Below are 16,235 nucleotides of genomic sequence, written 5' to 3'. Positions count from 1 at the left end.
GCGTCTCAGCGTCCTCTGCGTTTGCCATTCCGTGGCAGAACCCATTGGACCTAGCTGGACTGGGACCCAGCTGGACTGGGACCTAGCTGGACTGACTCATCAACTGCTCGAAATGCTCGGCCAACACCGTCACGGCAGGAGTCTGCAGCATATGAGCGTGGTCGCCGGGGACTTCGTGGACGTGGACATCTTTGGTAACGCCACGCCATCCTAATACGGGGTCGTCAAATAGCGAGTTGGTCTTGCCCTGGTCCTTCGGCCGAAACAGATGAACTTCTCCGTTGTAGGGCTCGGCAATGTATTGGTGAACGGCCTTAACATTCGCTTGGAACACGCCGAAGACGTGCATCGCGTTGTTGGCGGCGAGTTGTTCAACGCCCAGTTCGCCCGGAACGATGCCTGCCTGCGAAGCTCGCTCGATGAAGAATTGAAGTTGTTCGGCCTGCGGTTTCTGACGGAGTTCTTCCAGGTCTAAATTCATTTCGGCCGGAAACAACGCTGATAGCAACGGAAGAAAATCTTCTTCACGGAGTTCCGCGTCGGGCGAGAGCAGTCCGGAATCCAGCAACGCGACCATCCCGACCGGCGTGCCTCGCTTTCGAAGTTGACGGGCGACCTCAAACGCAATGTTCCCACCGAGCGACCAACCGACCAAATGCACGGTGCCTTCACCATGCGTTTCACGGATCACGCGCGCATAGTGGGCCGCCATCTCGGCGAGCGTTTCATGAGGCGGACGATTCCCGTCGATTCCGTTGGCTTGCAATCCATAGACGGGTCGCTGGCCAGACAACTCCTTCGCCAAATCGCGGTAACAAAATACCGTGCCGCCCGCCGGGTGAACACAAAACAGCGGTGCATCCGAGGAGCCCGCAGCCGGGACGAACAAGGGCACGCGTGTCGAATGTGCCGACGCCAATTCCGGCTGATCGATCAAGGTGGCCAAATGAGCAACGGTGGCCTTTTGGAACATCGCGACCAGCGGCAACCGCTGACCGGTCAGCTTTTCAACCTCACTGGTCATCCGCACCGCCAGCATGCTGTGTCCACCCAATTCGAAGAAATCGTCCTGAATACCGATGGGCCGTGTGTCGAGCAGTTCTTCCCAAACTTCCACAAGTAGCCGCTGCGTGGGCGTCGACGCGGCTTCGAATTGGCCGGCCCAGGCGGGGCGTCCGGTCGGGCGTGGTAGTAAATCACGATCGATCTTGCCGTTGATCGTCCGAGGGAGTTCGTCCATCACGACCATCGCCCCCGGAACCATGTACGACGGAAGCCGCTCGGCCAATTGATCTCGCAGTCGTTTGGTCAGCAATCGGGTCAACTCGGCAGCGGTGGGATCGTTCGCAGCGGGGCCAAAAGAGTCCCGAACCCTTTTCGCAGGGGAGAGGCTAAAAGAGTCCTGACACCTTTTCGCGTCGGCTACCGTGGCTGTGTCGGGTAGGGTTTCGAGGTGTTGTAGAGAACTGTCGTATGCGGTCGCTCGCTCGGTGGCGTCTTGGGTGACGTAGTTGGTCGCCCCGAGACTCGCTAGAACGGAATCGCTGATCGCTTCGTCGGCTCTTATGACCACGTCGTAACGAAACTGACTCAGTTCGTTGTCAGCTTGAGCGGCTTTTAAAAACACGCGGGAATCGCATAGACGCGGATGCACGGCCTGCACGTCGGCGAACCAACGTGGATCGATCAGCAACTCCTCTTCATGCTCGATTCGGGATCGAATGCGGTGCTTGAGTTCACTGATCGGCAGCGTCGGATCGGCGTGTTCGCGTTCCACCGCAGCGGCCATCGTTCGTTGCAGTAGGAGGTTGCGGATGTCCCCGAGAAACAAGTAACCGCCCGGTCGCAAATGCTGCATGGCTCCAGTCAACACTCGTCGCAAATACTCGATCGATGGGAAATACTGAACCACCGAATTCAAGACGATGCAATCAAATTGCGCGTCACCGAGGTGCGTGAAGTCGTCCGCGTTGGCGTGATGCAAACGGACCTTTGATCGCAATGCATCATCACGCGACAACTCTTTGCGGATGTTATCCAACGAGGATTCCAACAGGTCCGAACCGACGTACTGTTCGCACCGACCCGCGATCCGCAGTAACAACAATCCCGTGCCGCAGCCGATTTCCAGTACCCGTTTGGGCTGCAAGCCGGTGATCCGATCGATCGCTCCATCTGCCCACTCTCGCATCTCTGCGGTCGGGATCGGTTGGCCGGTGAATGTGCTAACCCAACCGGTGATATTGAACGACGGATCGAGTACCGGTGGGGCGATTCGGTGGGTTTGTTCGAACAGGTCTCGCCACTGGGAAACGTGTTGGGTCTCCGAAACTGTCGCCAGTTCGGCTTTCAAGATGTCCGATTCAGGAACGACGTAGGCGACGATTTGGGCCGATTCACGATCGGAGCGTTGGATCACGTGGGCCTGTCGAACCAGTTTCAACTTTTCCAATGCGGCGGCGATCTCGGCGGGTTCAATTCGATATCCGCGCAAACTCACTTGGTCATCGGCGCGACCAACGAACTCGACAACACCCTCGGGCAACCAACGGCCCAGATCGCCGGTGCGATACATCCGAGCATGGCTCAAGTCCGGATAAGGCGGACGAGCAAACGGATCATCAACGAAAACCGCGTCAGTTTGTTCGGGTGAATCGAGATAGCCGCGACCGACGCCGCGTCCGCCGATATAAATTTCGCCGGTAACACCGATCGGAAGCGGTTGTCGGTGTTCATCGAGTATGTACATCCGCATTTGCTTCATGGGCCTGCCGATCGGCGGTTTATCGCCCGACCAGTTTTGGTGCAACGGCATCATGCTGCACCCGACCGAAACTTCAGTCGGCCCGTAACCATTGAAAACACATCGTCCATTCTCGAGCCATCGCCGCGCAAGTTCGCCGGTCAGTTTGTCGCCCGCCGAAGCGACCGTTCTGAGCCCCGGTAGTTTCTCTTGATCGAGCATGGCCAACAGCGCCGGCGGGAACTTCGCGACGGTGACTTCGTTTCGATTCAAAAATTCGGTGAGCGAAACCGGATCCAACAACGTCGACTGCTTCACGACAACGAGGGTTCCGCCGCACGAGAGCGAATAGAAAATCTCCGAAATCGCGCCGTCAAACGAAGGCGAGAAACCGAACATGAATCGCTCGGCGGACGTCACTTTCATCCGATCGATTTGAGCGAGAACGAAGTTGACGATCGATCGATGTTCGATTTCAACTCCTTTCGGGGTCCCCGTGGAACCGGAGGTGAAAATGATGTAAGCCCGATCCGTCGGACGCACTTCCGGAAACACCGTTTCGACGTGGGAATCGCGGACGACCGCGTCGCCATGATTCATCAACCATTGCGAATCAATGATTGTCACCGCATCGGTTGCCTCGACGATATGTTGCAAGCGGCTCGGCGGGAGTTCCGGATCGAGCGGCACAAACGTTCCGCCCGCTTTCAAGATACCCAAGATCGACGTGATCAGGTCAACCGAACGTGGCAAACGGACCACCACCGCCGATTCGCGACCAACGCCCGAGCGGATGAGATGCCCGGCAATGACTTTAGCGCGTTCAACGATTTGTTCGAACGTGAATTCTCTGCCGTCGTCGATCACCGCCACTTTTTGGGAATGATGAGTGGCTTGATACTCGATCAACTCGTGTAAAAGTTGTGTCGTGGTTTCAAGGGGCTCGGTTTGATTGAACTGATCGATCACCTGAGCCCGCTGTTCCGGTGAAACGACTGGTAAATGTACGATAAGGTTTTCGGGGGCATCCACCACGGCCGATAGAATTGTTTGATACGAGTCGATCATCCGCTCGATCGTGGAGCGATCCAATAACGCAGATCGGTATTCGACATGTCCGATCAATCGGCGATCTTCTTCCCACAAGAAAAACGTCAGATCGTATTTGGCCGTGCCATTGTCCACCAATGTTGGACGAACCTGCAGACTCGGTGTTCGCTTGAGGTCGCGAGCCAAACGATGGTCACGCGGTAGGTTCTGCATCACCAAAGCGGCTTGAAAGATCGGCGAATAGCTTCGGTCTCGGGTCGGGGCGAGTTCTTCGACCAGTTTTTCAAAAGGAACTTCGGCGTTCTCATGAGCTTGCAGGGTTGATTCGTGAATTTGCTGAACCAATTCATGGAACGACATTCCAGGCTGCAACTCGACCCGCAGCGGCAGCGTATTGACGAAGAACCCGATCAACGGTTCGATCTCCGAGTGAACCCGCCCGGCCGAGGCGGTCCCAAGGACCAGATCGGTTTGACCGCAATACCGCGACAGCAACACCGCTTCACTCGCCATCAAAATCACAAATGGCGTCGTCTGGCAGGCGATCGCGAGCTCATTGATCTGACGCGTCAGTGATTCGGACAATTCGAATTCGACGGTCGCCCCTACGAAATCTTGGATCGCCGGCCGAGGTCGGTCGATGGGCAGATTCAAGACCGTCGGCGCACCGGCGAGTCGGTTTCGCCAAAACTGCATTTGTGATTCGATGCGGTCATCGGACAAGCGTTCGTTTTGCCAATGAGCAAAGTCGCAATACTGGATCGCCAGTTCGGGCAACTCAACCTCGTCACTCGCGACGATGGCTTCGTAGGCGATCGTTAATTCACGCAACATCACGATCATCGACCAACCGTCCGAGACGATATGATGCATGACCAGTTCGATCACATGATGCTCGTCGTCCAGACGAAACAAATGGATTCTCAACAGCGGACCGTTTTCCAGATCGAACGGAGCCCGCCCGGCCACCCGCATTCGGCGTTTCAAGACCTCTCGAATGCCGCCCTGATTCTTCTGGCCCGCCTCAGAGAGGTCGACAAACGTGCAGGGCACCGGCATGTTGTCATGAACGGTGCGATAAGGGATGCCGTCCGGCGCGAGATGATAAGTCGTGCGAAGCGACTCGTGTCGGCCGACCACAATTTCCACCGCCCGTTGCAAGGCATCGCGATCAAGTTTGCCGTGAAGATCCGCCGCCAGGGGCATGTTGTAAAACGGATCGTCCTTGGCAATCTGGTCGACAAACCAGAGCCGTTTTTCCGCACCTGATAACTCGGGCGGCGCGTCGGCCGGTCGAACTGGAATCCGGGAGGGAACCTGTCCGCCGCGCTCGAGAATCATCCTCTCCAATAACGCCCGCTTGGCAGGCGATAGTTGGTCTAACCGTTTCTCGAGATCGGACATGAATTTCCAACGGACTGGTTCGTCGTGATCGGGGTGGCGACCGACCGCTGGCACTGGCATGCGTCGCCATTGCCGCAATCACAAGGTTCGATCGCGGGTGAGCCGACGGCGAGCTGTTGGTCCAAGAACGCCAAGAGTTGTTTACGGTGAGTTTGCTGATACTGGCTCGGATCGTCCAGACCCTTAAAGCCGATGGCGCGGATCAACGGCCGCTCGCCGGGATGTTCGCCGATTCGCCAATCGTTCTCGAGCGACTCGGAAATGTGGTGCTCGGCCAACATTTGACCGCGACACATACGGCGGATGCGCGGATGCAAGTAAGCGTCATCGTAGGCCTTGGCGGCATCGGGATCACGGTCTTTGCTGAAAATATCGCCGTCAAACTCGCCGTATTCCATCGTAATGATGTAGTAATGCGGGTTCTTGGCGAAATCACTTTCTTGGATGTAATCGACGGCAATGTTCTCGAAATACTTTGCCTGACCGGTCTCGTCATCGATCACCAAACAATCGCCGAGAAATCCCGGTTGGTGCATTAAACCCGCCGCGGAACTGACTTGGTGCGTAATTTTCTCGGCGATCAGGTGCGAATCGGCGGCAAAGCAGTCGCATGGCCAGGGTTTCTCCAGATATCGCTGCGACAACAAGTTGAACAAGCAGGCGGTGTTGAATCGAAACCCGTGCAGCACGCTACTCATGGTTTTCTTTAAATCGCGAATCTGCATGATCGTGCCGACGTAAAATACCCCCGGCAGGTTTGTCGATTCCCAAGCACTCGTCATCGCCGGCAAGCGATCTTCGCACGCCATGTCGGGCTGGCAATCGTCATCAAAGAAGCTCGGGTCCCACCGGAAACCGGTGCAACAAAGAACGCGGTCGTAGGCCATCGTCGCCCGCTGGTCTTCGGCGTGGGTGAAACGAATTTCGACCCGATACTCACCGTCCACCTTTTCAATCGATTCCACCTCAGCATCAAGAACCGAGTTTTGGCCCTTGAGAATGTAGGTATCCAAAAAGTCGTTGTTGACCGCGCGGAGGTGACCAAAGAAATGCGTTTGCCAAGCCATCTTGATCGGGCTGGGGCTGCACAGATGCGTCACCCGCGTGGCGGCGATCAAATGATTGGCCGTTTCAAACGCGGAGTTGCCTTTGCCCAAGATCAACACCCGTTGATCGGCGAACTCTTCCGGATCAATCGACATGTCGGAATAGTTCTCGGTCAATTCGATGCCAGGAATGTTCGGCAGGTAAGGCTTCTGCACGCCGACCGCGACGATCAAACAACGTGCATGATAAGTCATGCCGTGTTGGTCCCGCACGAGATAACCTTCGTCCCCGTCGCCGGCCTTGTTGACGGATTCAACTCGGGTGTTGAACTGGATCTCGAGATCGTATCGTTTGACGAAATCTTGCGTGTAGCGGGCGTAGTCCTCCGTCTTCGGGAAGTAGTCTTTGGAATACTTCGCCAACGCCACGTCGTCGTCGTCACACAACAACGAATTCCAATCGTAACGAAGCTGCGCGGCCCGTTGTGTGTAACCGGTATAGACCTTATTGATCGAAATCATTTGGCCGTGACGCGGGTACTTTTCCAGGAACGTTCCCGGGCGGTCGTGGGCTTCGAGGACCAAATGATCGTAGCCCGCCTTTTTCATGAAGTAACTCATCTGAATACCGGCCGGGCCCGCACCGATGATGAGAAAGTCCAGTTCGCGTTTGGGATTCGGTTGGATCATGAATCTTGCTCGAGCGCCTTCAAGGCTTCGTCTTCGGAAAGAGAGTCAAGTTGCGACAACAAGTCTTCCATGTTGTCGGACCAAGCTTGGGATTGATTGCGAACGATCGCTTCGGCCAACGTTGCGATCGTCGGTCGTTGAAAAATCTCACTCAATCGCAGATCCACTTCAAACCGTTGTCGCAGCCTTGCGAACAACTGCGCCGCCATCAATGAATTGCCACCCAGGTCAAAAAAATGATCATGCCGACCGACGGTGTCTCGTTCCAAAATCTCGCACCAAGCCTCCGCGAGCGTCCGTTCGATCGGAGTTTGTGGCGGTTCGCTTGCGACGGAAACGATCGGCACTCCTAGATCAGGTAGCGCCCGGTAATCGGTTTTGCCCGCCGGCGTTTGCGGCAATTCCGGCACGATCTCGATCGCCGACGGGATCATGTAGTCGGGAAGCAAACGCGAAAGCTGCCGGCGTAAATCGTCAGTCTGGAACGATCGAAGGGATTCCCGATCGACGGCGCAGTACGCGTCCAACCGCTCGATTCCTTGGGAGCCACGACGCACCACGACGGCTGCACGATTGATCGAATCACATCGCTGAAGTGCCGATTCGATTTCGTCGAGCTCGACACGGAACCCGCGGATTTTGACTTGCCGATCGTTGCGAGCGAGGAACTCCAACTCACCGCTCAAGTTTCCCTCGCGATTCCCCTCCGTCCGCATTCGAACTTGGTCGCCGGTACGATAGAACCGCTCATCGCCTATCTCAACGAATCGTTCATTGGTTTGGTTTTCGTCTTTGAAATAGCCGCGAGCGACCCCGTGTCCGCCGATCAGCAATTCACCAACGACGCCTCGGGGAACATCGAGGCCGTTGCGATCCAGGATGCGAGTCGTTGTGTTGGCGATCGGTCGACCGATCGTAATCTCATCACTCGATTCGATCTTCCGGACCGTCGACCACACCGTCGTCTCGGTAGGTCCGTAGACGTTCCAAAGGTGATCGTTGGTGGCCAGCAGCTCACCGGCCAAATCCGGCATCAGCGGCTCCCCACCACACAGCAACGTGACATCTCGGCGTGGCTTCCAACCTGTCGAAAGAAGCATCCGAAACGCCGATGGCGTCGATTGGATATAAGTCGGTCGGGACCGATCGATGACTTCAGCGACCGCTTCGGGGGCGTCGCTAATGCGATGGGCGGTGATGCGAACCAGGCCCCCGGACCAAAGCGGCAACATCATTTCCAAGACGGAAATATCGAACGTGACCGTAGTCACGGCCAGCATACAATCGGATTCATCAAACCCCGGCAAAGTGGCGAACGACGCCAAGAGATTGGCGACATTGCCGTGCTGCACCGCGACTCCTTTCGGCTTGCCCGTTGAACCGGATGTGTACATCACGTAGGCGAGGTCATCGGGATTCAGTCGACCGATTCGATCGTCATCGCCGACGCCATCTCCATCGGTCGATCTCAAACTCGATTGGCTACTGCCCTCGGAGAGGAACTGGTTATAGGCTGGCTGATCAACCACCATCATCGGTTTGGCATCTTCGATGATCTGCCGACGACGTTCCGGTGGCAACGATGCATCCAACGGCACGTAAGCGCAAGCCGCCTTCCAAATACCCACGATCGCGACAAGTAAAGCGTGCGAACGAGGCAAATCGACTGCGACCAAGCCGCCCGGCTCAGCACCACGTTGTCTCAATGCCTCCGCGAATCGATCGCTTTGTTCATCCAGTTGTTGGTAAGTGATCGATCCACGGTCGTCCGCGATGGCGACTCGGTCCGGCGTGGCGGTCGCGTGTTGGCCGACCCGATCGATGACGCTTTGAAATCGCGACGAGCCTACGCTACCGGCGAGTTCAACCACCGCGTTGGTCCTTGGTGGATCTGGCAAGAGTTCGGCCAGACGAGGATCATCCGGAGATGTGGCGATGCGGCCCAGTGCGACCTGGAAGGATTCAAAAAAGTCATGGGCGACTCCAAGATCCATTGACTCGCCGGCGATCAAGGAAACCGTTGACGCGTTCACTTCGTCACCCGGTTGCACCACAAGTGAAAGATCATACGCAGTGACGGCCGAATAATCCGCATCGATCGATCGGACCGGCACGTCGCCCAAGCGGTCGCAAGCTCCCATCGGTGGCTGGTACAAAAACATGACTTGCGACAGGGGCATGCGTTCAGCGTTTCGCGTGACCGCCGTCGAAGCGATGACTCGATCCACCGCCACCAATGCGTGATCCAAATCCGCCAACAATCGATCCCGAGTCGTCTCGATCGCCTCGATCCATGTTCGGTTCGGATCAACGGTCGCGCGGTACATCACTGGATTGACAAAACAACCGACCGTCCGATTCAAACCCGATGCGGGACGATTCGACGTCGGTACCGTGATGGCAAAATCATCACTATCGCCATACCGTGCTAGCAACGTTTCAAAGACGGTCAGATACAGCATCGACACCGTCACGCCGTGCTTCGTCGCGATCTCAGTCAATCGGACCGAAACCTCGGACTGCACCGGAGTTTTCCAGGCATGGGAAACGACCGACGCGGTTCCCGATTCATCGGCGGCTTCGCGTTTGGGAAGGTTCAGTTCGGTCGGCATACCGGCGAGTCTTTCCTGCCAGTAATCCTTCGCTGCCGTCAACGTTGCATGGTGATCGTCGCTTTGATCCCAAACGGCGTAGTCAACATAATCGATCGAATCGTCAGACGTTTCCGAGGTCACGCCGTCGCGATAAAACTCGTTCAAGTCCTTCAGTAAAATCTCGACGCTCGTCGCGTCACATACCATGTGATGAAACAACCAATCGAGCCGGCTGGTTCCGTCATCGCCCTGATGCAATGAAACATGGAACATCGGTGATCGTCCGACATCGATCAACGACTCGTATGACGCCGATGCAGGATCGATGGCGATCCCGGGGGCCTTGGCATCAGGATCCACAAACTGAAAAACGTCGCCGTCACGCTCGACAACACGTGACCGCAGCATCGGGTGACGAGCCACCAAGGCGTCGATCGCCGACTGCAGACGAGGCAGATCGATATTGCCGCCTAGTTGGATGGAAACCGGTACGTAAACGAACGCATTGGTCTTTCCCAACTGATCCAACAACCAAAACCGCTTTTGGGCATCCGACAACGGGTAAAGCCCGTCAAGGTCGGTTCGATTCGCTGCCGACGCCGATAGTGCCAATTGATTCTTGACGGAAGAATCGTGGTCCAGTTCCGAGGCCGGTTGCGAATCAACTTCCGCCGCGAACGATGAAAGTTGCGGATAACGAAACAAGGTCGTCATGCCAACGCGAATGTCCAACCGCTCGGCCAACTCGGTCAACATTTGCGCAACCAACAGCGACCCACCACCGAGATGAAAGAAGTTGTCTTGGCGACCGATCGGATCGGCCTGCAACAGTTCCGACCAAATCTCCGCAACGCAAATCTCGGTCGGGGTTTGGGGAGCCTCGAACGCCTGTTCGGTCTCGGTCACTTCGCCGCCGGATTGCCAGCGTGCCCACTCATTCAGTTTGCCTTGAAGGAACCAATTCTTGGTGTCATTTCGACGCAGTTTCCCGGACGAGGTCTTGGGCAACGTGCCCGAACGAACCAAGACAACCGCATGAGGCGTGACCTGCATCGTTTCGGCCAACGCCGCGACGATCTCGGGCAATAATTCGTGAGCGTTGAACTTCTTGGGACGCCATAACTCTTGAACAACGACCAACTCTTCGCGATCGCCCGCGTCGATCGAGAACGCGGTCCCCGTATCAGGCCGAAACGACTCGCTGATCGACTGAACGACTTCTTCGACGTCGTGAGGATAGAGGTTCCGTCCGCCAACAATGATCAATTCTTTCAAACGACCGGTGACGAACAACTCGCCGTCAAGGCGCGATCCCAAATCACCGGTTCGTAGAAATCGATGGGCTTCGTTTTCAGGGTCATCTTGAATGCGAGCGTCAAACGTCTTGGCGGTTGCTTCGGGATCGTTCCAATAACCTCTTGCAACTGATGCACCACGGAACCAGATTTCACCGATCGCTCCGTCAGGCACACGGCGACATGATTGAGGATCAACGATTTCGAACGCCATCGATTCAACGGCCACACCCGAGCTAACTAATTCTTGAGTGGCCGATGGTGGATGCACGTTAGGATCGGTCACAGAGGAATCGATCAGCTCGAGTTCACCGGTTTGTAACTTGGCCGAATCAACGGTGATGGAACGATAAGGTTGCCCCAGCGGCGTACCGGTGGCGAACACAGTCGTTTCCGCCATCCCGAATGCCGGACAAAACGTCTCGGGTGCGAATCCGTAAGGGGCGAACTTCTCAGTGAATCGACGAAGCGTGTTGGCGCGAACGGGTTCGGCGCCGGCGATCGCCACCTTCCATGAACTCAAGTCCAGTTCGACGGCGTCGCAATCGGTTTCCTTGATCCGCCGAACGCAGAGGTCGTATCCAAAGTTCGGCGAGCCGTTACTTGTTCCGCGATAGTGGTCGATACATTGCAACCAAAGCAGTGGGTTGCGGACGAAATCAACCGGAGAAATGACGACGGCCTCCACACCACGAAAGATCGGCACAAAGATCCCGCCGATCAAACCCATGTCATGATAGGGCGGCACCCATTGGACACTGTTGGCACCTTCGAAATGATAATGCTCAATCACCGCGTTGAGGTTGCTCAGCAACACGCGATGCGGCAAGACGACACCGCGGGGATTGCCCGTCGACCCTGATGTGTACTGCAGAACCGCGATATCGTCCGGCTTCGGTAAGGCACCGTCCCAACGGCTTGCCGCCTCGAGATCAATCTCGTCAACCGCGATCGCCATCGAGTGCGGCATCTGCCACATCGGCAACACCTGATTGCCGATCAAGTCTCGCGTGCTGATCATGCACTTGGCACCCGCGTTGGCGACCATCGCCTGTAAGCGTGGTAGTGTCTGTTGCAATCGCAACATCTGCGGTGGATAAACCGGGACCGCGATCGCCCCGGCGTACAAACAACCGAACAACGACGCCGCGTAATCCACGCCCGGATCTTGAACCACCAACACCGGATGTCCGGCACCGCCTCGCTCTTGAATCTCGGCGGCGATCGCTCGGGCACGGTGATCCAGTTCCGCGAAACTGAGTCGCTGGTGATTTCCCGGCGTGTCGGTCACGTGTGTGAAAGCCGGCTGATCCGCCGTTTGCGACTGGGCGTAGTGCAAACAGTAATGAACCAACGTGGGAAGCTGAATCGCGTGGTAGTCGCCGCGATTGACCCCGCTCGATCCGGTGGCTCGGTTTTGCGCAGGCGTATCCTTTGGCAAGGGCCCAGCCGTGGAAGTTCGCAAGCCGGTCGTCGGAACATGTCCGTTCTCGCCAAGCGCGAAGCTGATTCGGTCGTTTCCGGTTTCGAAGTCCACAACGCTCGCTTTTGAAAGGTTTTCTCGTGAAAAGTTCCCTGCGGGGCACAACCGTTGCTGGTTACCCAGATCGCCTAAATATGAATTACCTCAGTGTAACCGGATGCGTAGCTTTGAAGAGTGGGGGAATGATACCCACCCCCGCTTAAGCACGGAACCTCCAGATAATCCTGAGGGTTGTATGCGTTTTGATGCCTGTCAGCGGACGTCGAATCGGACGATGGACTTCGGAAAAAAACAGTTTCGCCCACAGCCGAATTCATCTCGTTCACGACAAGGCATTCACTCTGGCACTATGTTCACTCCAATCCTTGCACGCCGCGACCCTCTGGCCAAACCACCACGTATTCCCCAGAATCCGTTGGCGACCGAACTTCCCCATGAAATCATTCGCCCGCCCACTCACCTCACTGAAATGGATTGATGATGAAATTGCAGATTTTCTTCTTGTCGCTAGGGTTGCTGATCGGGACTCTTGGTTTTCCGGGAGTCCCCGCGTCGATCGCCCGGCTATCAGCCGAAACCACCTCGACGGCGGCGAAGGTATCCGGAATCGATCAATCGCTGTTCAGCGAATCGGTCACTCCGGGTGACAACTTCTATCTCTACGCCAACGAGAAATGGCTGCAGAACACCCCGATCCCGGCGGACAAATCGAACTATGGCATCTTCACCGTGCTCGACGACGCGACACGCGAACAAGTCCGGACGCTGATCGAACAAGCCGCCGCCGAAGACGCCGCCCAAGGTTCCCCCAGCCAAAAGGTCGGCGACATGTATCAGTCCGTCCAAAACCTCGAGCAACGCAATCAAGCAGGCATCGAACCGATCCAGCCACTACTTGATCGCGTGGAATCGATCCAAACCAAGCAAGAACTTGCGACCGCACTCGGCGAATTGGCCAAGCACGGCGTTTATGGGCCGTTCGCACCGTATGTCAGTGTCGATGCCAAAAGCAGTGACCAATACATCGTCTATCTGACGCAATCGGGTTTGACCTTACCCGACCGTGACTACTACCTCGAAGATGAGGAACGCTATATCGAATTGCGAGCCAAATTGCAAACCTACGTCGCCGAAATGCTAGCGACGCTCGGTGTGGATCAGCCAGCCGAAGCTGCCGCCGCGGTCGTCGCAATCGAAAAAGAAATCGCGGAGCGACAGTGGACCCAGACCGAGAACCGAGACCCCGAGAAAACCTACAATCTGAAATCGGCACAAGAGTTTGACGCACTCGTCGGCGAATTCGACGCCGAGGCAATGATTTCCGCCGCCGGTCTGGCCGATCAAGAGAACCTTGTCGTTCGCCAACCGAGCTACTTTGAAACGATCGACCAAGTCTTGCAGGACAAACCGCTCGACGATTGGAAGCACTATCTGAAGTTTCAAATCATCGACGGTTATGCTTCCGCCCTGACCGAAGACCTCGAACGTCGCCATTTCGAATTTCATGGCAAAGCCGTTTCGGGTACCGACGAACAACAACCGCTATGGAAGCGAGCCGTCGACGCGACCGGGAATGTTTTAGGCGAAGTCGTTGGCCAACTCTACGTCGAGAAACACTTCGCCCCACAAGCGAAAGCCCGCATGAACGAATTAGTCGAAAACCTCAAACGAGCTTTCGCCGCGCGGATCCAGTCGCGGCCTTGGATGAGCGAAGGCACCAAGAAACAAGCTCTCGAAAAACTCGCCAAATTCAATACCAAGATCGGCTACCCCGACGAGTGGAAAGATTATTCCGACTTGACGATCACCGATGCCTCACCGGCAACCAACATGATCGCCGCCGCCCAGTTCGAATACAACCGAGACCTTGCCAAACTCGGCGGACCGATCGACCGCAACGAATGGCACATGACGCCGCAAACGATCAACGCCTATTACAACCCAACGATGAATGAGATCGTCTTCCCCGCCGCGATCCTGCAACCACCGTTCTTCAACATGGCCGCCGATGATGCGGTCAACTACGGCGGAATCGGTGCCGTGATCGGTCACGAACTCAGCCACGGGTTCGACGACAAAGGCAGCAAGTACGACGGCGACGGAAACCTTCGAAATTGGTGGACGCCCCAAGATCGCCAAGAATTCGATCAACGAGCCTCCGGTTTAGTCGACCAGTACAGCGCGTTCAAACCGTTCGATGACATGGGCGTCAACGGCGAATTGACGCTCGGTGAAAACATCGGCGACTTGGGCGGCCTCGCCGTTTCCTACGCCGCCTATCGATTGTCAACCGACGGCAAACCGGCACCCGTGATCGACGGGTTAACCGGCGATCAACGATTCTTCTTGGGATGGTCGCAAATTTGGCGACGTCTCTATCGCGAACAAGAACTACGCAAACGACTGATCACCGACCCACACAGCCCCAGCGAATTTCGTGTCAACGGCATCGTTCGCAACATGGATGCTTGGTACGAAGCCTTCGGCGTTGACGAAGACGATCCGTTGTACGTTGCCCCTGAAAACCGCATCCGAATCTGGTAAGCCCGATACCAGCCCCCTAGACGACGTGTTATCGTCTAACACATCTCGACTCTGTTTCCCAATACCTCCCTTTAACCAAGAAATACCATGGCCTACACACTGCCCGAACTCCCGTATGCTTACGATGCCCTCGAGCCGAACATCGATGCAAAGACGATGGAAATTCACCACACCAAGCACCACAATGCTTACGTGACCAAGGTGAACGACGCTTTGGCGGGACATGAATTGGAATCCAAATCGATCGAAGAAGTGATCGCCGATCTGTCCGCCGTTCCCGACGACAAACGCGGCGCGGTCCGCAACAACGGTGGCGGTCACGCCAATCACTCGCTGTTCTGGACCGTCATGGGCCCCGGCAAAGGCGGAGCACCTTCGGGCGATCTTGCCTCGGCGATCGACTCGGCTTTCGGATCGTTCGACGCTTTCAAGGAACAATTCGCTAACGCCGCCGCCACCCGCTTCGGAAGCGGATGGGCATGGTTGTACGTTGAAGACGGCTCGCTCAAAGTCGGCAGCACCGCCAATCAAGACAGCCCTTTGATGGGCGCGGCCGTCGCGGGAATCGGCGGAACTCCGATTCTCGGCCTCGACGTTTGGGAACACGCCTACTACCTGCACTACCAAAACCGTCGCCCCGATTACATCACCGCATTCTGGAACGCGGTCGATTGGGACGCCGTCGCCGACCGCTACGCCGCCGCCAAGTAACTCCAGTGCAGACGCGGGTACAATGAGTTAGCGGCTTGTTGATCTAATCGTAACCCGAAGCGTCAGCGAGGGATTCAACGCCATCAATTCTCTTTTAAGTATCCTTCGCTGACGCGTTTTGAAGTTGCGTTTTTTTCGTAACCCGCTGCGTAAGCGAGGGATCATTGATATTGACTCATCCCTCGCTTACGCAGCGGGTTACGAAAAAACAATGCCACAGGCAAAAGCGTTACTTCAAAACTCACCCGTCGGGTTTCGATGAGGATTAAACCATCAACCCTCGAACGTTGGCCTGTCAAAAGGTTCGTGTTGCGGGCGTTTTGGTTTGCGCAAGGTTTATATCCCGAAGGGATCATAGCCATTAGCCGGAGGTTCGAGCGCAGCGAACTCCTCCGGTTAGTGATCTGCGCGATCTCTCGACCCAGAAAGGGTCGCGGATTCGACATCAGCTATCGCCGTATTTCGCGCTATTTGAACGCGGTTGATACAAGCCCAAAGCGTAACCCTCCCCGGCCCGAAGCGGGTCGGCACGGTTTTCGGGCCAACGACCCATCCGTTTGCCCAGCCCAGTCCGAAGGACTGGGTGATCTCTGTCACCTCTCCCGAACGCAGTTTGGGGGAGGTCGAGCGACGACGTTCAGGAGTCCGCGAGGGAGGGGGCACGGGCGTTGTTTG

At 56.3% G+C, this 16,235-nt stretch carries 5 protein-coding genes; 2 read left to right on the top strand and 3 right to left on the bottom strand.

The features are described from left to right. Positions 1-82: 82 nt before the first annotated feature. From Pla100_RS03410 to Pla100_RS03400, 3 genes are read right to left on the bottom strand one after another with little or no spacing between them, the layout of a single operon-like run. Positions 83-5,197, bottom strand: a complete 5,115-nt coding sequence (locus Pla100_RS03410; RefSeq protein WP_231602629.1) for a non-ribosomal peptide synthetase — start codon at positions 5,195-5,197, stop codon at positions 83-85. After that, positions 5,173-6,933: an NAD(P)-binding domain-containing protein gene (locus tag Pla100_RS03405; RefSeq protein WP_146576223.1), complete on the bottom strand. Its 1,761-nt coding sequence runs from the start codon at positions 6,931-6,933 to the stop codon at positions 5,173-5,175. The genes Pla100_RS03410 and Pla100_RS03405 overlap by 25 nt, the downstream gene beginning before the upstream one ends. Then, complete coding sequence (locus Pla100_RS03400; protein WP_231602627.1) at positions 6,930-12,359, bottom strand: non-ribosomal peptide synthetase; 5,430 nt, start codon at positions 12,357-12,359, stop codon at positions 6,930-6,932. The genes Pla100_RS03405 and Pla100_RS03400 overlap by 4 nt, the downstream gene beginning before the upstream one ends. Positions 12,360-12,782: 423 nt before the next feature. Here Pla100_RS03400 and Pla100_RS03395 point away from each other — a divergent pair, with 423 nt between their 5' ends. Both Pla100_RS03395 and Pla100_RS03390 read left to right on the top strand, forming a co-directional pair. Beyond that, positions 12,783-14,849, top strand: a complete 2,067-nt coding sequence (locus Pla100_RS03395; protein WP_146576222.1) for a M13 family metallopeptidase — start codon at positions 12,783-12,785, stop codon at positions 14,847-14,849. 87 nt (positions 14,850-14,936) lie between these two features. After that, positions 14,937-15,560, top strand: a complete 624-nt coding sequence (locus tag Pla100_RS03390; protein ID WP_146576221.1) for a superoxide dismutase — start codon at positions 14,937-14,939, stop codon at positions 15,558-15,560. Positions 15,561-16,235: the final 675 nt, after the last annotated feature.

It is taken from the genome of Neorhodopirellula pilleata, assembly GCF_007859915.1.
Lineage (GTDB): Bacteria > Planctomycetota > Planctomycetia > Pirellulales > Pirellulaceae > Rhodopirellula > Rhodopirellula pilleata.
Note: the sequence above shows the minus strand (reverse complement) of the source record. Positions and strands in the feature narration are given on the sequence as shown.